The 22,476-nt window shown below is 71.7% G+C and carries 18 protein-coding genes; 5 read left to right on the top strand and 13 right to left on the bottom strand.

Annotated elements, in window-relative coordinates; all coding sequences use genetic code 11:
* Positions 1-30 precede the first annotated feature (30 nt).
* A complete protein-coding gene (locus ACFYOY_RS22345) occupies positions 31-2,214 on the bottom strand; it encodes a trypsin-like peptidase domain-containing protein (protein ID WP_388589032.1) in 2,184 nt (727 codons plus the stop codon).
* A gap of 3 nt (positions 2,215-2,217) precedes the next feature.
* Positions 2,218-2,634, bottom strand: coding sequence for a CU044_2847 family protein (locus ACFYOY_RS22340; protein ID WP_351878547.1), 417 nt, complete (start codon positions 2,632-2,634; stop codon positions 2,218-2,220).
* A 153-nt stretch (positions 2,635-2,787) separates the two neighbouring features.
* Here ACFYOY_RS22340 and ACFYOY_RS22335 point away from each other — a divergent pair, with 153 nt between their 5' ends.
* Positions 2,788-4,263, top strand: a complete 1,476-nt coding sequence (locus ACFYOY_RS22335) for an AlkA N-terminal domain-containing protein (protein WP_388589029.1) — start codon at positions 2,788-2,790, stop codon at positions 4,261-4,263.
* A 121-nt stretch (positions 4,264-4,384) separates the two neighbouring features.
* A complete protein-coding gene (locus ACFYOY_RS22330) occupies positions 4,385-4,888 on the top strand; it encodes a methylated-DNA--[protein]-cysteine S-methyltransferase (protein ID WP_351878541.1) in 504 nt (167 codons plus the stop codon).
* A 16-nt stretch (positions 4,889-4,904) separates the two neighbouring features.
* Here the strand turns inward: ACFYOY_RS22330 and ACFYOY_RS22325 are convergent, their stop codons facing one another.
* Entirely contained in the window at positions 4,905-5,657 is a 753-nt protein-coding gene (locus tag ACFYOY_RS22325) for a Sir2 family NAD-dependent protein deacetylase (RefSeq protein WP_351878538.1), read from the bottom strand.
* 97 nt (positions 5,658-5,754) lie between these two features.
* Between ACFYOY_RS22325 and ACFYOY_RS22320 the strand changes: the two genes are divergently transcribed.
* Entirely contained in the window at positions 5,755-6,576 is an 822-nt protein-coding gene (locus ACFYOY_RS22320; protein WP_388589025.1) for a hypothetical protein, read from the top strand.
* 45 nt (positions 6,577-6,621) lie between these two features.
* On the opposite strand, the gene ACFYOY_RS22315 is transcribed toward ACFYOY_RS22320, so the two are convergent.
* On the bottom strand, positions 6,622-7,485 hold the full coding sequence (locus ACFYOY_RS22315; RefSeq protein ID WP_351878532.1) for an NAD(P)H-binding protein: 864 nt from the start codon (positions 7,483-7,485) through the stop codon (positions 6,622-6,624).
* Positions 7,486-7,577: 92 nt separating this feature from the next.
* Between ACFYOY_RS22315 and ACFYOY_RS22310 the strand changes: the two genes are divergently transcribed.
* The gene (locus ACFYOY_RS22310; protein WP_351878530.1) at positions 7,578-8,375 is read left to right on the top strand and encodes a helix-turn-helix domain-containing protein; all 798 of its coding nucleotides are present in this window, start codon (positions 7,578-7,580) and stop codon (positions 8,373-8,375) included.
* Between the two features lie 6 nt (positions 8,376-8,381).
* Here ACFYOY_RS22310 and ACFYOY_RS22305 read toward each other — a convergent pair whose 3' ends face one another.
* Complete coding sequence (locus tag ACFYOY_RS22305) at positions 8,382-9,458, bottom strand: ADP-ribosylglycohydrolase family protein (RefSeq protein WP_351878527.1); 1,077 nt, start codon at positions 9,456-9,458, stop codon at positions 8,382-8,384.
* Positions 9,459-9,710: 252 nt separating this feature from the next.
* Between ACFYOY_RS22305 and ACFYOY_RS22300 the strand changes: the two genes are divergently transcribed.
* Positions 9,711-10,841 (top strand): glycerate kinase, encoded by a 1,131-nt coding sequence (locus tag ACFYOY_RS22300; protein ID WP_351879528.1) that lies wholly within the window; start codon positions 9,711-9,713, stop codon positions 10,839-10,841.
* Between the two features lie 485 nt (positions 10,842-11,326).
* On the opposite strand, the gene pssA is transcribed toward ACFYOY_RS22300, so the two are convergent.
* From pssA to ACFYOY_RS22260, 8 genes are all read right to left on the bottom strand, one after another.
* Positions 11,327-12,187, bottom strand: a complete 861-nt coding sequence (gene pssA, locus ACFYOY_RS22295; protein ID WP_185929962.1) for a CDP-diacylglycerol--serine O-phosphatidyltransferase — start codon at positions 12,185-12,187, stop codon at positions 11,327-11,329.
* Entirely contained in the window at positions 12,174-12,830 is a 657-nt protein-coding gene (locus tag ACFYOY_RS22290; RefSeq protein ID WP_351878524.1) for a phosphatidylserine decarboxylase, read from the bottom strand. The genes pssA and ACFYOY_RS22290 overlap by 14 nt, the downstream gene beginning before the upstream one ends.
* Positions 12,831-13,010: 180 nt before the next feature.
* The gene (locus ACFYOY_RS22285) at positions 13,011-14,213 is read right to left on the bottom strand and encodes an acyl-CoA dehydrogenase family protein (RefSeq protein ID WP_351878521.1); all 1,203 of its coding nucleotides are present in this window, start codon (positions 14,211-14,213) and stop codon (positions 13,011-13,013) included.
* 1 nt (position 14,214) lies between these two features.
* Entirely contained in the window at positions 14,215-14,721 is a 507-nt protein-coding gene (locus ACFYOY_RS22280; RefSeq protein WP_078640333.1) for a MaoC family dehydratase, read from the bottom strand.
* A 3-nt stretch (positions 14,722-14,724) separates the two neighbouring features.
* Positions 14,725-15,720: a CoA ester lyase gene (locus ACFYOY_RS22275; protein ID WP_351878518.1), complete on the bottom strand. Its 996-nt coding sequence runs from the start codon at positions 15,718-15,720 to the stop codon at positions 14,725-14,727.
* Positions 15,717-17,735: a protein meaA gene (locus ACFYOY_RS22270; protein WP_351878515.1), complete on the bottom strand. Its 2,019-nt coding sequence runs from the start codon at positions 17,733-17,735 to the stop codon at positions 15,717-15,719. Before ACFYOY_RS22270 ends, ACFYOY_RS22275 begins: the two co-directional genes overlap by 4 nt.
* Complete coding sequence (gene ccrA, locus ACFYOY_RS22265; protein WP_351878512.1) at positions 17,735-19,108, bottom strand: crotonyl-CoA carboxylase/reductase; 1,374 nt, start codon at positions 19,106-19,108, stop codon at positions 17,735-17,737. Before ccrA ends, ACFYOY_RS22270 begins: the two co-directional genes overlap by 1 nt.
* A gap of 367 nt (positions 19,109-19,475) precedes the next feature.
* The gene (locus tag ACFYOY_RS22260; RefSeq protein WP_388589017.1) at positions 19,476-22,343 is read right to left on the bottom strand and encodes a twin-arginine translocation signal domain-containing protein; all 2,868 of its coding nucleotides are present in this window, start codon (positions 22,341-22,343) and stop codon (positions 19,476-19,478) included.
* Positions 22,344-22,476 lie beyond the last annotated feature (133 nt).

The following is a 22,476-nucleotide window of genomic DNA, read 5'->3' as shown; positions in this document are numbered from 1 at the left end:
CCAGCCCAGCATCGCCACCGCGTCCCACCGTCACTCCGTGGGGTCCGCGAGGTCCAGGCGCGGCAGCGCCCGCCCGGCGTCGGCCCAGGCGAGCACCGGCCGCCCGCTGTACTCCTCGGGTCTCTGCAGGATCTTCGTGCGGTAGGTCCGTACCGCTTCGGGCAGTTCACGGGCGCTCACCCCCGCCGCGTGACGCACCGCCGGGGATCCCGCCTCCCCGCTCCGGTCCCACAGCACCACCGGAATGCCCGCGGCGAGACACATCTGCACCACACCGGTGCGCCGGTGGGCCGCCACATCGATGGTGACCCGGGCGGTGAGCCGCTCCATGACCAGCCCGCACACCGCCTCCGGGTCCGGGGCCGTGGCGTCGTCGATGTGCACGGGCTCCTCGGCGTCCAGCCGGACCCAGCGCTCCCGCCACTGGTCGAGCATCGTGCCGCCGTTCAGCTCGCGCAGCTCGGGGCAGTTGACGACCAGGGGGTACGGAGTGCCGAGCCGGATGGGGAGCACCGCGCCCGGCCCCGCGGCCTTCCAGCGGTCCACGGGCACCTCCAGGGCGTCCCGGTCCACGATCAGTTCGATGACGGGCCGTGGCCCCGAGGGGTCGGGGCGGCGCAGCGAGCCCACGGCCGCGAAGATCTCCTGGGCCACCTCCTCGGCGCCGCGCGGCCGTTCACTGTCGTCCGACACCTGACGCAGCCCGTCCCCGTCGTCGCACCACAGCCGCAGCCGGTACCGCTCCGGCTCCTCGCGCGCCGTCGCCGACGTGCCGCCCGATGGGGCCCCGTAGGGGTCCAGCTTGGCCACGACGCGGGGCGCGGAGCCCCGGGAGGCGCTCTGGGCCCACTGCTCGGCCTCGAGGCGGCGTTCGGTCATGGCGGCGTCATGGACGCCGAGGCGGCGGGCGACCGCCGTGTTCCACCGCCGCAGCGCGATGCGCTGGTCCGCCGGACAGCACCCGGCGGCCACGAACTCCACGGCCCGCAGCAGGCCCGGCACGGCCATGACCCCGTCGTCGATTGGCGAGCTGTCGCCGTGCAGCCCCTCCAGATGGGCGATCAGAGCCTCGAACCGCCCGGTGGGGCCGGCGCCGTTCCTGCCCTCATCACAGTGGCCGCCGTCGTGGCCGGTGAGCAGCGCGGCGGGCAGGGCCGCCAGCGGCAGCGCCGCCCGTACGGCCCCGGGGACACCCGCCGCGGCGGCCGGGGGCAGGGCGCGCAGCAGGACCAGCAGCCGCTCGTGCTCACCCGGCGAGAGCAGCTTGGGCAGACCGCAACGGCGTCCGATCGCGAGGAGGTCGTCGGCCGCCGTGCCCGCCGTGCCGCGCACCGCCTCGACCAGCGCGGGCAGGGCGCGCCCCCGGGTGAGCAGCAGATGCGCGAACTCGTCGGCTGAGGGGACGCCGTCCGCGCGATGGCCGAGGCCGCACTGCCGGGCGACCGTCCGGCAGGAGCGCAGCCAGCCCTCGGACAGCGGCAGCGGCCCGTCCAGCAGGGAGACCAGCTCCGCGTAGCCCGGGTGGTCGCGCACGTCCTCCTCGGGCTGACGGGGCAGCAGATGGCCCGCCCCGGCGTCGTGCAGCTCCCGCGCCACGCGCTGCCAGGGGATCCCCCAGGCGCGGCGCAGCGTCCCCTGGATGCGGAGCTTCGCGGTCACGAGCCCGACGACGGCGCCCTCCTCGTTGGACCACAACGGGCCGCCGCTGTAGGCGGGTTCGATGTCCAGGGCGCGCTCGGCCCCGTCGAAGTAGCCGAACCGCCCGTCGCATTCGCTCACTTCGGCATCGGCGAAGACCCCCGGCTCACCGCTGCCGTGCCACGCCCGTACGAGCTGCCGCTGGGCCATCGGGTGCCAGCGCGGCGGCTCGATCGCGGGCGGCAGGGCCGCCGACAGCCGTAGCACGGCGAGGTCGCCGTTCCACTCGAAGGCGCCCAGGCCGCCGTCGTCGGTCCGGGGCGGTATCCAGACCGCCAGCTCGGCCTCGGCCTCGACGGTGTGCTCCGGTCCGTGGAGCCGTACGGGAACGGCGATCGGGCCCGGGTGATCCGGGGCCAGCCGGTCCTTTCCGAGCGCGCTGTTGACCACATGAGCGCAGGTCAGCAGATGGCGGCGCGGCAGCAGGACGCCCGCGCCCGCCGGTCTTCCGTCGGCCTTGGCGAGAATGGATACGGCGGGCCGCGACAAGGACCCGTGCGCGTGGAACCACCCCATGGCTCAGGCCGCGGGGCCGGGCCGGGACGGCTGTGGCGGCACCGTCGGCTCGGGCTGCTCCGACGGCCTCCAGGTGGCCGAGAGCGTCAAGTTGGCGTTCCCATTGGCGCCCACGATGCCGAGTTTGAGGTCCTGGCCGACCTGCACCCCGAACTGCACGGTGAACTCCTGCGGCGGATGGGGAGTCGAGCGGACGGCGCCGTGCACCTCCTCCAGCACCTGCCCCAGCCCTTGCAGGATGACGCTCAGACCGGCGTTGGCGAGGGCGGCCGCGGCCTGCGCACCGCGCCCCACCGGGGTCACGCCACCGACGCCGCCGTACGCGTCCTCGAGAGAGGCGTCCCCCACGGGAGCCAGTTCCAGCCGTACGGTGGTGCCGTTCGCCAGGGGTATCTCACGGTGTTCCGTCACATTCCTCATCATGCCGATCATCAGGCTCCCGGTCTGCCCCTTCGCACCAAACACCGCCGGAACGGGGACGTGGCGCGGGGCGCCGCGGGCGGGCGTCGCCCCGTGAGGTCAATGTCGGATTCCCGCGAGAACGCACCCGCCCCGCTGACCGATGCTGGACCCATGCACACCGACACCGACCGCTGCCTCCGCGCCGCACAGGCGAAGGACGCCCGCTTCGACGGGTGGTTCTTCGTCGCCGTCGTGACCACCGGGATCTACTGCCGGCCGAGCTGTCCGGTCGTCGGGCCCAAGGCCGAGAACATGCGGTTCTACCCCAGCGCCGCGGCCGCCCAGCAGGCGGGCTTCCGGGCCTGCAAGCGGTGCCGTCCGGACGCCGTCCCCGGGTCGCCGCAGTGGAACGAGCGCGCCGACCTCGTCGCGCGGGCGATGCGGCTGATCGCCGACGGCGTGGTGGACCGGGAGGGGGTGCCGGGCCTGGCGGCCCGGCTGGGATACAGCACCCGGCAGGTCGAGCGGCAGCTGCTCGCCGAGCTCGGCGCGGGCCCGCTGGCGCTGGCCAGGGCGCAGCGGGCGCAGACCGCCCGGCTGCTCATCGAGACCAGCGCGCTCCCGATGGCGGACATCGCCTTCGCGGCCGGGTTCGCCAGCGTCCGCGCGTTCAACGAGACCGTACGGGAGGTCTTCGCGCTCTCCCCGACGGAGCTGCGGCAGCGGGCCACCCGCGGGCCGCGGGCCGGCGTGCCGGGTGCGCTCACGCTGCGGCTGCCGTTCCGGGCGCCGCTGTGTCCGGACAACCTCTTCGGCCACCTGGCCGCCACCGCCGTCCCCGGGGTCGAGGAGTGGCGCGACGGCGCCTATCGGCGGACGATGCGGCTGCCGTACGGGCCCGGGGTGGTCACCCTGAGCCCGCGGCCGGACCACATCGCCTGCCAGCTTTCCCTGGCCGACCTCCGCGACCTGGCCGGGGCGATCAGCCGCTGCCGGCGGCTGCTGGACCTCGACGCGGACCCGGCCGCCGTGGACGACCTGCTCCGTACGGACCTTCAGCTGGCGCCGCTGGTCGCCAAGGCCCCGGGGCGGCGGGTGCCGCGCGCGGTGGACGCGGACGAGTTCGCGGTGCGCGCCGTGCTCGGCCAGCAGGTGTCCACGGCGGCCGCCCGCACCCACGCCGGGCGCCTGGTGGCGGCGCACGGCGAGCCGGTGGAGGACCCGGCGGGCGGCCTGACCCACCTCTTCCCGTCCGTCCAGGCCCTGGCCGGGCTGGACCCCGAGACGCTGGCCATGCCCCGCACCCGCCGCGCCACCCTCACCGGGCTGGTCGGCGCGCTCGCCGAGGGCCGGGTCGCGCTCGGCGTCGGCAGCGACTGGGACGACGCCCGCGCGGCCCTGGGTACGCTGCCGGGGCTCGGGCCCTGGACCGTCGAGGTGATCGCGATGCGCGCGCTCGGCGACCCGGACGCCTTCGTCCCGACCGACCTCGGGGTGCGGCGCGCCGCCGCCGAACTGGGGCTGCCCGCCACGCCCGGCGCCCTCACCCGCCACTCGGCGCGCTGGCGCCCCTGGCGCGCGTACGCCGTCCAGTACCTCTGGGCGACGGACGGCGCCCACGCCATCAACCGCCTGCCCGTGGCGTGATGGCCCGCCGGGCCGCACCCGGCAACGAGACGACGGAAACCGGCCACCGGCCCGCACTCGGCGACGAGACGGCGGCCCGTTACCCGGGGAAGCCGCCCAACCCGCACCCGAGAGGAACTTCGTGAACCGCACCCACACCGTCGTCGACAGCCCCTACGGCCCGCTCACCCTCGTGGCCACCGGCCCGGAGCTGTCCGGCCTCTACATGGTCGAGCAGCGCCACCGCCCGCCCGAGGAGACCTTCGGCGCGCCCGGCGACCCCGACGACGCGCCCTTCGCCGAGACCGTCCGCCAGCTCGCGGCCTACTTCGAGGGCGAGTTGACCGCCTTCGACCTGCCGTTGCACCTGGACGGCACGCCTTTCCAGCGGCGCGTCTGGGCCGAGCTGCGGCGCATCCCGTACGGCGAGACGTGGTCGTACGGGCAGCTGGCCGACCACATCGGGCAGCCGACCGCGTCCCGCGCCGTGGGCCTGGCCAACGGCAAGAACCCGGTCGGCATCATCGTCCCCTGCCACCGCGTCGTCGGCTCCAGCGGCAGCCTCACCGGCTACGGCGGCGGCCTGGACCGCAAGCGACGGCTGCTGGAGTTCGAGGCGCGGCAACAACTGCCCGGCCTCTTCTGATGCGGGACGGGGGTGATCAGCCCCCGTCACCCACCGCGATGCGGTCCAGCAGCGCGGGCAGGGCCGTGCTGATGGGCTCGCGGACGACCTCGTCCGCGAGCTCGTCATACGGCGTCGGCTCGGCGTTGACGATGATCAGCCGGGCGCCGTGCTCGGCGGCCAGCCCGGCGAGCGAGGCCGCGGGCTGGACCTGGAGGCTGGTGCCGACCGCGATGAAGACCTCGCACGCCTGCGCCACCGCGACCGCCTCGGTCAGCACCTCCGGATCGAGGTTCTCCCCGAACATCACCGTGGCCGACTTCAGGATCCCGCCGCACTCCTGGCACGCCGGATCCGGCTCACCCGCCGCGACCCGCTCCAGCGCCTCCGCCATCCCGGACCGCGCCTCGCAGTGGGTGCACAGCACGGCCCGTGCGGTGCCGTGCAGTTCGAGCACCTTGCGTGCGGGCATCCCGGCGATCTGGTGCAGCCCGTCCACGTTCTGGGTGATCACCCGCACCGGCACCCCCGAGCGCTCCAGCCGGGTGACGGCCTCATGCGCCCCGTTGGGCCGGGCGCGCAGCGTCTCGCTGTCGCGCCGCATCTGCCAGGAGCGCCGCCGGATTTCCGGGTCGGTCATGTAGTAGTCGTACGTCACGAGCTTCTCGGCCTCGGGGTCGCGCAGCCAAAGCCCCTGCGGGCCGCGGTAGTCGGGGATCCCGGAGTCGGTGGAGATGCCCGCCCCGCTCAGGATCGCCACCAGCGGCCGGTGCGTTGTCTCGCTGCTCATGCGGCGAGCGTACGCACGCCGCGCGGCCGACGGCGAGCGCCTTTCTCCGGACGGGTAAAGTCCGCCCGGCACCGGGACGGACGGGGAGAGTGGGGGAATGGCGCGTTTCCTGTGGCTGACCAGCCACGACGCACGGGAGGACGAGGCGCGGGAAGGCCATGGGCAGGAGGGCCGGGCCCAGGGAGCCCACGACCCGGAGGCCCATGCCCAGGACGGCCATGGTCCGGAGGCCCATGCCCAGGACGGCCATGGTCCGGAGGCCCATGCCCAGGACGGAGGCGTCCCCTGGGCTATACGGATCTCCGACGGCCCCGCCCGCCGCGGCCGCACCAGCCGCCCGCTGGCCTTCCCCGAGCGGCGGAACCCACCCGGCGGCGGTCTCCCCGAATACCGTGCCGCCCGTAAGGAGGGCGCCCGCGCGTTCACCCTCTGGGCAGATCCCCATCGCGGGCAGGTGTTCGCGCAGGTGGTGACCAAGTCGGCCACCAAGGGCGGCCCGGCGGCCTATGACGTCCTGGGCGCCGCCGGTGAACCCCTGGCCCTCGTCACCCGCCGCCCGGCGATGAAGGGCGGCCTCCGCACCCGCTGGACGGTCCAGCAGACCGGCTCCCGGCCCGCCGTCGGCTTCAAGGGGCGGCCGATCTGGTGGGGCGTGTGGTGGCTGTTCCTCCCCCTCCAGCTGCTGATCGTGATCGGCAGCATCCTCAACGGCGGCGGCGACCCCGCCCGCACCCCGCGCCGCACCCGATGGCGGCTGGACCGCCGGATCGTCCTCGACTTCCACAGCGGCCCCGGAACCGCCTTCGAGCTCACGGTCGTGGCGGATTGGTGGGACGACCGCGTGACCGCCTCCCTGGTCGCCCTCCTCGACAGCCACGGCGGCTGGCTGGGCAGTCAATGGGACACCGCCGAGCGCTGACATCCGGGGAGGCGGGGGCGAGCGGGCCCGGTTTCGTTCGCTACGTCACCGGGGCGGCGTGACAGCCGACTTCAGGTAGTCCTCCAGGCGCACCGTGGGCCGGCCGAGCAGTGCGGCGAGCGTGGGGTCGACCGGTGCGAAGTCGCCCCGGCGGCTTGCGGCGAAGAGACCGACGAGCATGCCGGCCGCCGACTCGGGCGCGCCATGGGTCACCAACTGCGCGCGGTAGTCGTCGTCGGAGACGACCACCCGGCGGATCGGGCGGCCCGTCACCCGCGTGAGGATCTCCGCGATACCGGCCATGTCGATCACCTCGGGCCCGGTGAGCGCGGGGCTCAGGCCGTCCAGGACCTCGCCGGTGAGGGCGAGGACCGCCGCGTCGGCGAGGTCGGCATGGGCGGTCCAGGCGACCGGGCCGTCCTCGGGCACGGCCAGGACGCCCGTTTCGAGCGCGGCCCTGACCAGTTCCAGGGCCGATGAGGCGTAGAAGCCGTTGCGCAGCGAGGTGAAGGGGACCCCGGACCGCCGCAGCGCCTCCTCGGTGGCGGCGTGGTCGGGCATCGGGTGGAAGGGGGAGGAGGGGTTCGCGCCCATGTGGCTCGTGTAGAGGATCCGCTTGGCGCCGGCCGCCGCCGCGGCGTCGATGGCCGCGCGATGGCCTCGGACGGCGGCCTCGCCCGTGGTGCCCGTCGAGACGATCAGGACCTTCGAGGCGCCCTCGAAGGCGTGGGGGAGGGTTTCGGGGTCGTCGAAGTCGGCCCGACGGACGCGCACGCCCTGCGCGCCGAGGTGCCGTGCCGCCTCCACGTCGCGCACGCTGACGCCGATCTCCCCGGCGGGGACGCGCTTCAGCAGCCGCTCGGCGACCATCCGGCCGAGCTGGCCATTGGCTCCGGTAACGATGATCATGGCGATCTCTCCTCGCTGTTTCCAGTGATATCGCGGTTAACGTATCACCGGAAACGAACGACCGCTAACGCAATTCTGTTATCGTCGGAAGCATGGAGAGCGAGGACGTCACCACGGCGGACGGGAGCCGCGACGGGACCCAGGACGCGAACCGCGACCGCGACGCGAACAGCGACCGCGACCGCGACGGAAACCGCGATCGCATCGTCGCGGCCGCCGCCCGGCTGCTGTCCGAGGGTGGGCCCGACGCCGTCTCGACCCGGGCGGTGAGCTCCGCCGCCGGGGTGCAGCCGCCGACCATCTACCGGCTCTTCGGGGACAAGCAGGGACTGCTCGACGCGGTCGTCGCCTACGGCTTCACGGAGTACCTGAGCAGCAAGACCGCGGAGGAACCCACCGATGACCCGGTCCAGGACCTGCGCGTCGGCTGGGATCTGCACATCGGCCTCGGCCTGGCCAACCCGGCGTTGTACTCGCTGATGTACGGCGGGCACCGCCCCGGGGTGTCCTCGCCGGCCTCCGTCGCCGCCTTCGAGATGCTCGCCCGGCTCATCCGGCGCATCGCCGAGGCGGGGCGGCTCGCCATCCCCGAGGAGCGCGCCGCGGCCCTGGTCCACGCGGCGGGCTGCGGTACGACGCTCACGCTCATCGCCACGCCCGAGGACCGCCGCGATCCGGAGCTGTCCCGTACCGCCCGCGAGGCGGCCATCGCGGCGATCACCACGGACGCCCCCGCGGCCGCCGAACCCGGGCCCGTCGCGGCGGCCGTCACCCTCCGCGCCGCACTGCCCCGCACCGACGCCCTGACCGCGCCCGAACGCGGCCTCCTGCGGGAGTGGCTCGACCGGATCGCCGATCCGGTCGGCCCACACCGTCATGGGGCCGACTGAGACCGCCTAGCGCTCCGCCGCGACCGCCAGCCGGTGGGTGCGGGCCGCCAGGTCGCTGATGCGGGCGCCGTCGAAGCCGAAGACGGCACTGCGCACCCGGTCCTCCAGCGGCTCGGTCCATTGCGTCGGGATGGCGGCCGCGCCGCACAGCACGCCCGCGACCGACCCGGCCGTGGCCCCGTTGGAGTCGGTGTCCAGGCCGCCGCGCACCGTCAGGGCGATCGTCGTCGTGAAGTCGCCCGCGCCGTAGAGCAGTCCGGCCGTAAGAACGGCGGCGTTGGGGACGACATGGATCCAGGGCAGCCCGGTGGTCTCCCGCTCCAGCTGGGCGAGCGCGTCCGCCCACGCCACGCCCGCGTCGTGCAGGGACGTGGCGCGGCGCACCGTACGGGCCAGTCGGCAGCGTGGCGGGATCCGGTCCAGGGCGCTCGCGACGGCGGCACGCGGACCGTCCGCCGTGAACGCGGCCGCGATCAGCGCGGCCGCCCACATCGCCCCGTACACCCCGTTGCCGGTGTGGGAGAGGACGGCGTCCCGGCGGGCCATCGCGGCGGCCCGGTGCGGATCGCCGGGGTTGACCCAGCCGTGGACGTCGGCGCGGATCAGGGCGCCGATCCACTCCTGGTAGGGGTTGTCGAGGGTCGCGCTGAGCGGCGGTTTCACCCCGGCCGTGAGGTTGCGGTAGGCGGCCCGCTCGGCGGTGAAGGTCTGCAGATACGGCAGCCTCAGCAGCCACACCTCGCCGACCTGCTCGGTGGTGAAGCCGGGGCCGTGGGTCTCCAGCAGGTGCAGGCCGAGGACGGAGTAGTCCACGTCGTCGTCGCGGCAGCTGCCGTGGATCCGGCCGCGGACGCAGCTCTGCCACTCGGGGCGCAGCGCGAACTCCACCGGGTCGGGCGGCGGCTCCAGCGCGGGGAGGTAGTCGGTCAGCGGCAGGGCGTCGGCGCGGCGCAGATACCGGTCGATGCGGTCGCGGGTCCAGTGGTCGCCGTTTTCGATGGGCTTGCCGAGCATGTTCCCGGCGATCCGGCCGAGCCAGCCGCCGTGGATCCGGTCCGCGAGTGCGCTCCCGCTGAGGGCCATGGGTCAGGTGTACCCATATGAGGTGGGTGTACCGGTGAGCCCGCGCCGGATAGGGTCACAGCGGCGCGACCGCCTGTGCGAATGCGAGGAGTTACCAAGGTGACGGACGCTTCGACGGAGACTTCGGGCGCTACGGGCGCTTCCGGGGCTTCGGACGCTTCGAAGGCAGAGGCCGCGGCTGAGTCCACGACAGAGACCCGGACAGAGACCAAGACGTGGGCGGAGGGGCAGGCGACACCCCCGAAGCGCGTACTGATCGCCGCGGACAAGTTCAAGGGCTCGCTCACGGCGGTGGAGGTCGCCGAGCGCGTCACGGCGGGGCTGCGCCGCGGCGCGCCCCAGGGCGGCGAGGGGCTGCGGATCGCGGCGCTGCCCGTCGCCGACGGCGGGGACGGCACGGTGGACGCGGCGGTCGCGGCCGGGTTCGAACGGCGCGAGGCGCGGGTCACCGGGCCGCTGGGCGCGCCGGTGACGGCGGCGTACGCGCTGCGCGGGACCACGGCCGTGGTGGAGATGGCGGAGGCGTCCGGGCTGCGCCATCTGCCGGCCGGGGTGTTCGCGCCGCTCACCGCGACCACGTACGGCAGCGGCGAGCTGCTGCGCGCGGCGCTCGACGCGGGCGCCCGCACGATCGTCTTCGGCGTCGGCGGCAGCGCCACGACGGACGGCGGCGCGGGGATGCTCAGCGCGCTCGGCGCGCGCTTCCTGCGCGAGGACGGTACGCCCGTGGCGCCGGGCGGGGGCCCGCTGCGCGATCTCGCCACGGCCGATCTGTCCGGCCTCGACCCGCGCCTCGCGGACACCGAGACCGTCCTGGCCAGCGATGTCGACAACCCCCTGACCGGTCCGAAGGGCGCGGCGGCGGTCTACGGCCCGCAGAAGGGCGCGGGCGAGGACGATGTGGCGGCCCTGGACGCCGCCCTGGCCCACTACGCACGCGTCCTGGAGCGCGCGGTCGGGGCCTCGGCCGCCGAGTACGCCCTCGCGCCCGGCGCGGGCGCGGCGGGCGGCATCGGCTTCGGCGCCCTCGTCGGCCTGGGCGCGGCGTTCCGCCCCGGCATCGAGGTGATGCTCGACGTCCTCGGCTTCCCCGCCGCGCTGGAGGGCGCGGACCTGGTGATCACGGGGGAGGGCTCGCTGGACGAGCAGACCCTGCACGGCAAGGCCCCGGCGGGCGTCGCGGCGGCGGCCCGGGCGCGGGGCATCGAGGTGGTCGCGGTCTGCGGCCGTCTGGCCCTCGCCCCGGTGGCCCTGGGCAACGCGGGCATCCGCCGCGCCTACCCCCTCACCGACCTGGAACCGGACCCGGCCCGCTGCATCGCCGAGGCCGGCCCCCTCCTGGAACGCGCGGCAGAACGCCTGGCGACGGACTTCCTGACCTGACCCCGGGCCGGGCCGCCGGCGGCCCTTCCCCACCCCGCCCCTACCCGAACCGGGGGAAGCCCCGGACCCCACCGGGGCGTGCCCCGGGGCCCTACCGGGGCGTGCCCTGGGGCCCTACCGGGGCTGTGCCCCGAGTCCTACCGGGGCTGCGCCCCGGACGTCGGCCTGGGGCTGTGTCCCTGTCCTCGCTTTGGGGCCTGGGTCCTGTACCGGCTCTGGCCGTAGCTGCCGGGCCCGCGTCCCGGCCCTGTGATGCCCTCGGCCCATGAGCCCGGCGCCCGGTCGGCGCGGCGGACGCCCGCGCCGCCCAGGCCGCCATCGCGAGCGCCACGCGCCCGCAGACCACGGCCCCGGGCCGCGCCTGCCCACCCGGCGTCGTCGTGCCCAAGCTCCCGCCGGAGCGCGACGCACCGGGAACGGCGAATGGGGTGGGCCCGAGCGCAATGCTCGGGCCCACCCCATTCGGCAGGTGCGGCCGAAGGCCGCTACGGCAGCTGCGCTGCCCTCGCCTCGCGGCGGTTGTCGCGGAAGGCGTTCACCCGGCGGGCCGTGGCGAAGAGGGGGATCACCGCGCCCATGACGACCTGCAGGGCGCAGGCCGACTGGAGCAGCAGCTCGCCGCCGGGGGCCTCGAAGGCCCAGGCCGCCAGCAGCGCCATGCTGGTGACGATCCAGCCGAGCATGGCCACCGCGAGCCGGCCGCGCGGCTTGGGGTACTCCACCCGGCTCACCATCAGCCAGGCGACGCCGATGATCGCGAGCAGCGTCGGCACGAACGGCAGGCCCAGCAGGACCACCGAGACCACCGTCAGGGCGCCGAAGGGGCTCGGCATGCCCTGGAAGACGCCGTCACGCAGCGTGACACAGGAGAATCTGGCAAGCCGTAGCACCACCGCCAGCAGCACCACGATCGCGCCCACCACCGAGACCCGCTGATACGCGTCGTCGGAGACCATGCCCCAGACGAGGACGAAGTACGCGGGGGCCAGGCCGAAGCTGATCAGGTCGGAGAGGTTGTCCAGCTCCGCGCCCATCGCCGAGCTGCGCAGCTTCCGCGCGACCAGTCCGTCGAAGAGGTCGAAGACGGAGGCGAGCAGCATCAGCATCACGGCCGACGCCGCGCTGTGCCGGGTCATCCCGCCGTCCTCGCTGCCCGTCAGGTGCGGGATGAGGACGCCGGTGGTGGTGAAGTAGACCGCCAGGAAGCCACAGGTGGCGTTGCCCAGGGTCAGCGTGTCGGCTATCGACAGTCGCGTCGACAGCGGCATGTCGTCCGTCTCGTCGACGGCGTCCACCTCGGCCTCGGGGACCCAGGCGGCCTGTGTGTCGGGATCAATCACGGTCAAGGCGTGTCACCCCCGCGGTGGTGGCCTGGCCGACCTCGACCGCGACATCGACACCCTCGGGGAGGTAGATGTCGACCCGCGAGCCGAAGCGGATGAGACCGATCCGCTCACCCTGCTCGACCTTCGTGCCCTGTGGCACATAGGGCACGATACGCCGGGCGACCGCACCGGCGATCTGGATCATCTCGATGTCGCCGAGCTCGGTGTCGAAGTGCCAGACGACCCGCTCGTTGTTCTCGCTCTCCTTGTTGAACGCGGGAACGAAGCCGCCGGGGATGTGCTCCACGGAGGTCACGGTGCCGGCCAGCGGGGCGCGGTTGACGTGAACATTGAGCGGGCTCATGAAGATGGCGACGCGGGTGCGCCCGTCCTTCCACGGCATGATGCTCTGCACCACACCGTCGGCCGGCGAGATCACACGGCCTTGCGTGATCTCTCTCTCGGGGTCGCGGAAGAACCACAGCATGCCCGCCGCGAGCGCGGTGGCGGGCACGGCGACTGCCGCCCAGCGTCCGGAGCGGCGGGCCCGAGCAAGACTGACCGCCGCGGTGGCGACGGTCGGGAGGAGCCACGGCGATGCTCCGCGCGCGAGGCGTACACCGACCGGGCTGTCGCGTTGTGCAGAGGATTGGCTGTGGGGCATGGATGACCTTCGTAGCGGAGGATGCCGCGACGCAAGACTGGGGACGGCGGCTTTCCCGGATGGTATCGGTTGCGAGCGGTAACTGGGCAAGCGCCGGGGCCTGTCGGTGGCTGGTCAGTGACCGAAGACCCTCGGCGCGGTGTGACCTTCTTCTCTCGGATACCACCCCAAAAGGGACGTTCAGTCTTGGGTTCGGTATTCCTCCAGGAGCCTCCGTCCAATAATCATTTTCTGAATCTCGGCGGTACCTTCGCCGATGAGGAGCATCGGCGCCTCTCGGTAGAGGCGCTCGATCTCGTATTCCTTGGAGAAGCCGTACCCGCCGTGGATGCGGAAGGCGTCCTCCACGACCTCTTTGCAGTACTCCGACGCGAGGTACTTGGCCATTCCCGCCTCGAGGTCGTTGCGCGCGCCGGAATCCTTCTTCCGGGCCGCATTGACCATCATCGCATGGGCCGCCTCGACCTTTGTTCCCATTTCGGCCAGTTTGAACTGGATGGCCTGGTGCTGCGCGATCGGCTTACCGAAGGTATGCCGCTGCTGCGCGTATGCAACGCCCAGCTCGAAAGCGCGCCGCGCCACACCACAGCCGCGGGCGGCCACATTCACCCGGCCGACCTCGACTCCGTCCATCATTTGGTAAAAACCTCGGTTCGGCATCCCGCCGAGCACCCGATCGGCCGGAATGCGCAGTCCGTCCATGATGAGCTCGGTGGTGTCGACGCCCTTGTAGCCCATCTTGTCGATCTTGCCGGGGATGGTCAGACCGGGCCGGACCTCGCCGAAGCCCGGCTCCTTCTCGATCAGGAAGGTGGTCATCGCCTTGTGCGGCGCGACCCCCTCCTGGGCGTCACCGGTCCGGCACAGGACCGCCACCAGAGTGGAGGTGCCGCCGTTGGTCAGCCACATCTTCTGCCCGTTCAGGACGTACTCGTCGCCGTCCCGCACCGCCTTGCTGGTGATAGCCGACACATCCGAGCCCAGGCCCGGCTCCGACATCGAGAAGGCGCCCCGGATCTCGCCCAGCGCCATCTTGGGAAGGAAATACTCCTTCTGTTCCTCGGTGCCGTGCTGCTTGAGCATGTAGGCCACGATGAAGTGGGTGTTGATGATGCCCGAGACGCTCATCCAGCCGCGTGCGATCTCCTCCACACACAGCGCGTAGGTGAGCAGTGACTCACCCAGACCGCCGTATTCCTCCGGGATCATCAGTCCGAAGAGGCCGAGCTCCTTCAGCCCTTCGACGATCGCGGTCGGATATTCGTCGCGATGTTCCAGTTCCGTCGCGACCGGCAGGATCTCCTTGTCGACAAAATCCCTGACCGTGGAGAGGATCTCCCGCTGGATGTCGGTCAGGCCCTCGGTCTGCGCCAGGCGGCTCATATCACTGCTCTCCCAGCTCCGGGCGGCCCGGCTGCTCGCCGCCCCGCTCCTTGATGTACGTGGCGGTCGGCACCATCACCTTGCGCCGGAAGATGCAGACCAGGGTGCCGTCCTGCTTGTAGCCCTTGGTCTCCACATGCACGATGCCCCGGTCCGTCTTGGACTTCGACGGCGTCTTGTCGAGGACCGTCGTCTCGCCGTAGATCGTGTCGCCGTGGAAGGTGGGTGCGACATGCCGTAGCGACTCGACCTCCAGATTGGCGATGGCCTTTCCGGAGACATCGGGGACGGACATCCCCAGGAGCAGTGAGTAGATGTAGTTCCCGACCACCACGTTCTTGCCGAAATCGGTCGTCTTCTCGGCGTAGTTGCTGTCCATGTGCAGCGGGTGGTGGTTCATGGTGAGCAGACAGAAAAGATGGTCGTCGTACTCGGTGACCGTCTTCCCCGGCCAGTGCCGGTAGACGTCGCCCACCGTGAACTCCTCATAGGTACGGCCGAACTGCATGGCTCATGCCTCCGGGGGCTGGAAGGTGGACGTACGGGTCATCCCGGCCGCGCGGCCCTTGCCCGCGACGACCAGGGCCATCTTGCGGCTGGCCTCGTCGATCATCTCGTCGCCGAGCATCGCCGAGCCCTTCATGCCGCCTTCCGCCGAGGTGCAGTAGTCATAGGCGTCCAGGATCAGCTCGGCGTGGTCGTAGTCCTCCTGGGACGGCGAGAAGACCTCGTTGGCCGCCTCCACCTGGCCGGGGTGGAGCACCCACTTGCCGTCGTAGCCGAGGGCGGCCGCGCGCCCGGCCACCTCGCGGAAGCCGTCCACGTTCCGGATCTGGAGGTAGGGGCCGTCGATCGCCTGGAGGTCATGGGTGCGGGCCGCCATCAGGATCCGCATCAGGATGTAGTGATAGGCGTCCGCCGGATAGCCGGGCGGCTGCTCGCCCACGACCAGCGACTTCATATTGATGGACGCCATGAAGTCGGCCGGGCCGAAGACGATGGTCTCCAGACGCGACGAGGAGCCCGCGATCTCGTCCACGTTGACCAGGCCCTTGGCGTTCTCGATCTGCGCCTCGATGCCGATCCGCCCGACCTCGAAGCCCATCGTCTTCTCGATCTGGGTGAGCAGCAGGTCGAGCGCGATCACCTGCTGGGCGTCCTGCACCTTGGGCAGCATGATGCAGTCCAGGTTGGGGCCCGCGCCCTCGACGACCGTGATGACGTCCCGGTACGTCCAGTGGGTGGTCCAGTCGTTGACCCGCACCACCCGGGTCTTACCGGTCCAGTCGCCCTCGTTCAGCGCCTTGACGATGGTGTGCCGGGCGTCCTCCTTGGCCAGCGGCGCACAGGCGTCCTCCAGGTCCAGGAAGACCTGGTCGGCCGCGAGTCCCTGGGCCTTCTCCAGGAAGCGCGGATTGGAGCCGGGGACGGCCAGGCAGGAGCGGCGGGGTCGACTGAGGGCGGTGGTGGGCGACGGGCGGGAATCTGCGCGGGCGGGGGCGGTCATACGAGAACCTCCAGAGGGGGAAGCGTGTTCGCGGCGCGGATCTCATCGACAATACGGCCGATGATCTCCGTGATACCGAAGTCCTTGGGGGTGAAAACGGCGGCGACACCCGCGGCCCGCAGCGCGGCCGCGTCCGTGGCCGGGATGATCCCGCCGACGATGACGGGGATCTCCTGGGCGCCCGCGTCGCGCAGCCGCTCCAGGACGTCCGGCACCAGCTCGGCATGCGAACCGGACAGGATGGACAGCCCGACGCAGTGCACATCCTCGGCCACGGCCGCCGAGACGATCTGCTCGGGGGTGAGCCGGATCCCCTGGTAGACCACCTCGAAACCGGCGTCCCTGGCCCGTACGGCGATCTGCTCGGCGCCGTTGCTGTGCCCGTCCAGACCGGGCTTGCCGACCAGCAGCCGCAGCCTGCCGCCGCCGAGCTCGGCCGCCGTCTTCTCGACCTTCTCGCGGACGGAGGACAGCAGGGAGCCCGCCTCCGTGGCGACCGCCAGGGGCGCGCCGCCGACCCCGGTGGGGGCGCGGTACTCGCCGAAGACATCGCGCAGCGCCCAGGACCACTCCCCGGTGGTCACCCCCGCGCGGGCGCAGCGCAGGGTCGCCGGCATCAGGTTCTCGGTCCCCGCGGCGGCCTTACGGAGGGCGGTGAGGGCCTCCTGGGCGGGGCCCTCGTCGCGCTGCTCACGCCAGGCGTGCAGGGCCGAGACCACCCGCGCCTCGTTCTCCGGGTCCACCGTCATGATCGCCGTGTCGAGATCGGCGGTGAGCGGATTGGGCTCGGTGGACTCGTAGCAGTTGACGCCGATGATCTTCTCTTCGCCCGCCTCGATCCGCGCCCGGCGCTCGGAGTGCGAGGCCACCAGCTGTGCCTTGAGGTAGCCGGATTCGACGGCGGCCATCGCCCCGCCCATCTTCTCGATCCGTTCGATCTCCGCCTCGGTCTCCTCGACCAGCGCGGCGACCTTGGACTCGATCACATGGGAGCCCTCGAAGATGTCGTCGTACTCCAGCAGATCGCTCTCCAGGGCGAGGACCTGCTGGATGCGCAGCGACCACTGCTGGTCCCACGGGCGGGGCAGGCCCAGCGCCTCGTTCCAGGCCGGGAGCTGGACGGCGCGGGCGCGGGCGTCCTTGGAGAGGGTGACGGCCAGCATCTCCAGGACGATGCGCTGGACGTTGTTCTCCGGCTGGGCCTCGGTCAGGCCGAGCGAGTTCACCTGGACGCCGTAGCGGAACCGGCGGTGCTTGGGGTTCTCGATGCCGTACCGCTCACGGGTGATCCGGTCCCAGATGCGGCCGAAGGCGCGCATCTTGCACATCTCCTCGATGAAGCGGACGCCCGCGTTCACGAAGAAGGAGATCCGGGCCACCACGTCGCCCTTACGGTCCTCGGGAACCTGGCCGCAGGCGAACACCGCGTCCAGGACGGCGATCGCCGTGGACATCGCGAAGGCGATCTCCTGCACCGGAGTGGCTCCGGCCTCCTGCAGGTGGTAGCTGCAGATGTTGATCGGGTTCCACTTGGGGATGTGGTTCACCGTGTACGCGATCATGTCCGTGGTCAGCCGCAGGCTCGGGCCCGGCGGAAAGACATGCGTACCGCGCGAGAGGTACTCCTTGACGATGTCGTTCTGCGTCGTCCCCTGGAGCTTGCCGATGTCCGCGCCGTGCTCCTCCGCGACGACCTGATACAGCGCCAGCAGCCACATCGCGGTCGCGTTGATGGTCATGGAGGTGTTCATCCGCTCCAGGGGGATCTCCTGGAACAGCCGCCGCATGTCGCCCAGATGTGAGACCGGGACCCCGACCCGGCCCACCTCGCCGCGGGCGAGGATGTGGTCGGGGTCGTAGCCGGTCTGGGTGGGCAGGTCGAAGGCGACCGAGAGCCCGGTCTGGCCCTTGGCCAGGTTGCGCCGGTACAGCTCGTTGGACGCCTCGGCGGTGGAGTGCCCGGCGTAGGTGCGCATCAGCCAGGGCCGGTCCTTGGGGCGGGGTGTGCCACTCATCAGATGTCCCGGCTGTGCTTGATGGTCCGCTCCGAGGAGTCGTCACGGAACAGGTTGATGGCGTCGATGTGCTGCTCGCGCATCGCCTGGTCGCGCACGCCCATGCCCTCCTCGGGAGCCAGGCACAGCACGCCGACCTTGCCCTGGTGGAGGTTGCGGTGGACGTCGTACGCGGCCTGTCCGGTGTCCTCCAGCCGGTAGGTCTTGGACAGCGTCGGGTGGATCTTGCCCTTGGCGATCAGGCGGTTGGCCTCCCACGCCTCGCGGTAGTTGGCGAAGTGCGAGCCGATGATCCGCTTCAGCTGCATCCACAGGTAGCGGTTGTCGTACTCGTGGGTGTAGCCGGAGGTCGACGCGCAGGTGACGATCGTGCCGCCCTTACGGGTGACATAGACGGACGCGCCGAAGGTCTCCCGGCCCGGGTGCTCGAAGACGATGTCCACGTCCTCGCCGCCGGTCAGCTCGCGGATCTTCTTGCCGAACCGCTTCCACTCGCGCGGGTCCTGGGTGCCGTCGTCCTTCCAGAACGCGTAGTCCTCGCCGGTGCGGTCGATGATCGCTTCGGCGCCCATCCGCCGGCAGATCTCGGCCTTCTGCGGCGAGGAGACCACGCAGATCGGATTGGCGCCGCCGGCCAGCGCGAACTGGGTGGCGTAGGAGCCGAGCCCGCCGCTCGCGCCCCAGATCAGGACGTTGTCGCCCTGCTTCATCCCGGCGCCGTTACGGGAGACCAGCTGCCGGTAGGCAGTGGAGTTGACCAGGCCCGGGGCGGCCGCCTCCTCCCAGCTCAGGTGCTTGGGCTTGGGCATCAGCTGGTTGGACTTGACCAGGGCGATCTCGGCGAGCCCGCCGAAGTTGGTCTCGAAGCCCCAGATGCGCTGTTCGGGGTCGAGCATGGTGTCGTTGTGGCCGTCGGAGCTCTCCAGCTCGACCGACAGACAGTGCGCGACGACCTCGGCGCCCGGCTGCCAGGCGTTCACACCGGGGCCGGTGCGCAGCACGACGCCCGCGAGGTCGGAGCCGATGATGTGGTACGGCAGATCGTGCCGCTTGGCCAGGGGGGAGAGCTTGCCGTACCGCTCCAGGAAACCGAAGGTCGGCAGCGGCTCGAAGATCGAGGTCCACACGGAGTTGTAGTTGACCGAGCTGGCCATCACGGCGACGAGTGCCTCTCCGGGGCCGAGCTCCGGCACCGGCACCTCGTCCACGTGCAACGACTTGCGGGGGTCCTTCTCCCGGGTGGTGAGGCCCGCGAACATCTCGGCCTCGTCCTTGCGCACGGTCACCGCGCGGTACGACTCGGGGATGCGCAGTGCCGCGAAGTCCTCGGGTGCTGTGTCCGACGCCAGGATCGCGTCAAGTATCTCGTTCATCGGTGCCTCCGGCGAGGCGTCCAGGGGGGACGCCTGAGGGAACGCTGGGCTCGTGACGGGTGATGCTGATGCGGTGCCGTCGGTTCGGCGGAGGTGGTGCTCGATGCGGCGCGGGTGGCGCCGGTTGCCTGGTGACGCAGGCGTTGTCCGGGCGCACAAAGCGGTTTGCGGGGACAGCCGGCGCACGAAGGTTGGCAGTGCGCCGGCCGCCCGGACTCCACTCACGGTATGGCACGCTGTGCCACCTCGCAAGACACTGCGTGCCAACAAATTCCCTCAGTTGTCATCTCGGCTGCACACATGAGCAATGACGGCCGCCCCGGGATGGGGCGGCCGTCACTATGGGTGTGCGGTTAGGTGTGTTTCGTCAGTCGTTCTTCTCCAGCGAGAGCGCGAAGACATGGGCCCGTGCGGTGCCCGAGGGGGCGGTCAGCGTGATCGCCGACAGCTCCTTGGCCGGGTCCAGCTCCACCAACTGGTGGAAGATCGCGGCCTTGGTGCCCAACGGGCCGGTGCGGGTGTGGATCTGGCTGGTCCGCACCGCCTCCGTCTCGCCGTACGCCGGGCCCGACGTCCAGCCCGTGAGCTGGATGGTCAGCGCGCCCGTGGAGCCGTCGGCGTACGTGGCCTCGGCGGGCACGGACACATTGCCGGTGTCGCCCGCGCCCAGCACATGCAGCTTCGTGTAGCTGCCCGCCGGGACCGCGACCTTCTGGCCCGCCGCGATCACGTTGTTGTCGGAGCCCTCGCTGCCGTTGGTGAACGCGAAGGTGATCCCGTCGTCCTCGGTCTGCCCGGTCTGCGGCAGCTGTGCCATCGGATAGGTGCGGCCCGTACCGTCGAAGTCGCCGTCCCCGTAGTACATCTCGGTGGTGATGGCGTCGTTGTCGAAGTGTCCGGTCAGATCGACCTGGGTGACCGCGCCCGCCTGCGGCAGCTCCGGCAGGCCCCAGGGCTCGGCCGGGGTGGTGACCTTCACCGGGGCGACCCGGAAGTCCGGCCGCGGGCCGGCCGGGTAGACGACCGCCTCGTCCTCCCGGCCCAGCTCCAGCTCGATCTCGCCGTTCCCCAGGTCACGCCAGTTCGGCGCGGGGCCGCCGACCCCGGCGACCGCGACCCGGCCGCCGATCGAGTGGCGGATCCGGCAGGGCTCCCCGGCCAGGCTGCGCACCCGCACCCAGCGCGTCCTGCCGCCCGTGCGCACCGCGCTGACCAGGAACGCGCCCTCGGTGCGGAAGTCGTGCAGCGTGACGTCCTTCCACTCGCCCGGCACCCCGGGAAAGAAGCGGATGGTCCCGCCCCAGCTCTGGCAGAGCATGTCGTGGATCGCCTGCGCACCCGACAGCGGGGTCTCGATCACCGGACCCGCCTCGTAGTAGTGGGTATTGGGCTGGATGAACCGCGCCACCAGCTCCCGCAGATATTTCAGCGCGTCATCGCCGCGCCCCATCTGGGTCGAGATCGAGGCCGCGCCCGAGAAGCTGTAGCCGCGCAGCGCGCCCTCGAAGCTGATCCAGTGCTTCAGCGAGCGGGCGATCAGGTCCCGGTGCTCCTGCTGGTCCCAATTGACCAGGTAGAGCGGGTAGACCGAAAGCATATGGGAGTAGTGGCGGTGGGACTTGGCGAAGGGGACACCGGTGCCGATCATGAAGCCGTTCTCGTCCACCGGATAGTCGACCAGCTTCTCCAGCACCTCGCGCCACTTGGGCACCAGCGGATCGTCCTTGCCCAGCAACTCGACCGTCGTCAGCAGGGTCTGGCAGGACCAGCGCAGCAGCGCCAGGTCGTAGTTGCAGTCCGGGGCCGCGCCGTACTCGGGGGAGAAGGTCTTCGGCAAATGCAGCCTGCCGTCCGACTGCTCGGTGAGAAAGTGCAGGTAGTAGTTGGTGGAGCGGCGCAGCAGCGGATAGAGCACATCCTCCAGCACGCCCCGGTCCATGGTGTGGCGGTAGGTCAGCCAGACGTTGTGCAGCGCCCAGGGCAGATTGCCGACCTCGGGGGAGTCCCCGACGCCGGGCACCGGGACCGTGCCGTTGTCCTCGCACTGCGCGTCCGTGGAGCGGCGCAGCCCGGCCGAGTCGGCGCGGTACTCGGGCTTGAGACCGCCGATGAGCACATCGGTGTTCTCGGCGAGAGTGCGCGGAATCGCGTCCAGCTCCAGGTGGTTGGAGCCGTGGACGGGCCAGTACTCCAGTTGGACGTTGAGGTTCCACCACACGCCGGGCCAGGGGGTCGGCTCCACCCACGGGCCGGTGGTGGCCATGACGGGGGCGTGCTCACGGGCGGCGCAGGCCAGCTTGTAGAGCTGGATCCAGTAGAAGCTCTGCAGCATCCCGTCGGGCAACGAGATGAAGCTCTTGCGGTAGAAGCGGTGCCACCACTCGTAGTGGGTGCGCCGCAGGCTGGAGACCGGCAGCGCCGACGCCTTGCGCACGGTGGTCCGGGCCCGGCCCTCCGCGTCCGTACCGGGGTGGGAGTGCGCCACGGCCAGGTAGTACGTGCGCTCCCGGCCGCTGCCGCGCTGCCGGTACGCGCTCACCGTCTGCCCGCCCGCCACCAGCGACTGGACGGTGATGCCGAGCCCGTCCTCGGTGCGGGTGACCGGGGCCGGGTTGGGCTCGAAGCCCTTCGGCGGATCCTCGCGGACGATGCGCGGGCTGATCGCCGGTGACGGCTTGAACTCCCAGCGGAACCCCTCTTCGCCGGCGCTCGCCTCGACGGTGGCCAGCAGCATGGTGCGGTCGTTGTGCACCAGGGCGCGGAGCTTCAGCTTCCCCTTGTCCGTGGTGATCGTGCCGCGCAGCTCGGCGTTCCACAGATCCAGCCGCAGATCGACGCCGGTGATGGCGCCGACCGGGCGCAGCAGCAGATTGCCGACCGGAAGCCGTGCCACGCCCCAGTCGCTGCCGCCTTCGGCGGGCCGGTGATCCTGCACCTCGCTGTGGTGGATGGTGAAGCGCAGCGCGTTCTCCCCGGGCTCCTGATAGATCATCGAGCCGAGCAGCCCATTGCCCAGGAAGGGCCCCTCGTACCAGGTTCTCGGCAAGCGCTTCCAGGCCAGATCCTGGCCGCCCAGAAAGCGCTCCCACTCCCGGTCGGTGCGCATGCCCCGCAGGACCACCGACTGCTGTGGGTGGGCGGCCGCCTCCTGTTCGGGGAGGGCCGTACCGACGGCCGTGCTCGCGGCCGCGCCCGCCGCCACCCGGCTCAGGAACCCACGTCTGCTGACTGGCATCCCCATCATCTCCCGTCTCCGGAGCGATCAGATTGATCCGATGATTTGGCTAGACGGGAGCGTAGGAACGGGCTAATGATGCGTCAAGGTAGGCGATTGCTCTGATGTATCGAGCGCCGCACCGAGATGCGGT

Origin of the sequence: Streptomyces sp. NPDC007875 (assembly GCF_042868035.1) — a bacterium.
Lineage (GTDB): Bacteria > Actinomycetota > Actinomycetes > Streptomycetales > Streptomycetaceae > Streptomyces > Streptomyces antimycoticus.
The sequence above is the reverse complement of the archived record's forward strand: the minus strand, read 5'-3'. Positions and strand labels throughout refer to the sequence as shown.

What these genes read in the sequence shown, in the direction of transcription:
- ACFYOY_RS22345 (WP_388589032.1), bottom strand. Translation starts at nt 2,214, where the DNA reads ATGGGGTGGTTCCACGCGCACGGGTCCTTGTCGCGGCCCGCCGTATCC.
- ACFYOY_RS22340 (WP_351878547.1), bottom strand. Translation starts at nt 2,634, where the DNA reads ATGAGGAATGTGACGGAACACCGTGAGATACCCCTGGCGAACGGCACC.
- ACFYOY_RS22335 (WP_388589029.1), top strand. Translation starts at nt 2,788, where the DNA reads ATGCACACCGACACCGACCGCTGCCTCCGCGCCGCACAGGCGAAGGAC.
- ACFYOY_RS22325 (WP_351878538.1), bottom strand. Translation starts at nt 5,657, where the DNA reads ATGAGCAGCGAGACAACGCACCGGCCGCTGGTGGCGATCCTGAGCGGG.
- ACFYOY_RS22320 (WP_388589025.1), top strand. Translation starts at nt 5,755, where the DNA reads ATGGCGCGTTTCCTGTGGCTGACCAGCCACGACGCACGGGAGGACGAG.
- ACFYOY_RS22315 (WP_351878532.1), bottom strand. Translation starts at nt 7,485, where the DNA reads ATGATCATCGTTACCGGAGCCAATGGCCAGCTCGGCCGGATGGTCGCC.
- ACFYOY_RS22310 (WP_351878530.1), top strand. Translation starts at nt 7,578, where the DNA reads ATGGAGAGCGAGGACGTCACCACGGCGGACGGGAGCCGCGACGGGACC.
- ACFYOY_RS22305 (WP_351878527.1), bottom strand. Translation starts at nt 9,458, where the DNA reads ATGGCCCTCAGCGGGAGCGCACTCGCGGACCGGATCCACGGCGGCTGG.
- ACFYOY_RS22290 (WP_351878524.1), bottom strand. Translation starts at nt 12,830, where the DNA reads ATGCCCCACAGCCAATCCTCTGCACAACGCGACAGCCCGGTCGGTGTA.
- ACFYOY_RS22285 (WP_351878521.1), bottom strand. Translation starts at nt 14,213, where the DNA reads ATGAGCCGCCTGGCGCAGACCGAGGGCCTGACCGACATCCAGCGGGAG.
- ACFYOY_RS22280 (WP_078640333.1), bottom strand. Translation starts at nt 14,721, where the DNA reads ATGCAGTTCGGCCGTACCTATGAGGAGTTCACGGTGGGCGACGTCTAC.
- ACFYOY_RS22275 (WP_351878518.1), bottom strand. Translation starts at nt 15,720, where the DNA reads ATGACCGCCCCCGCCCGCGCAGATTCCCGCCCGTCGCCCACCACCGCC.
- ACFYOY_RS22270 (WP_351878515.1), bottom strand. Translation starts at nt 17,735, where the DNA reads ATGAGTGGCACACCCCGCCCCAAGGACCGGCCCTGGCTGATGCGCACC.
- ccrA (WP_351878512.1), bottom strand. Translation starts at nt 19,108, where the DNA reads ATGAACGAGATACTTGACGCGATCCTGGCGTCGGACACAGCACCCGAG.
- ACFYOY_RS22260 (WP_388589017.1), bottom strand. Translation starts at nt 22,343, where the DNA reads ATGCCAGTCAGCAGACGTGGGTTCCTGAGCCGGGTGGCGGCGGGCGCG.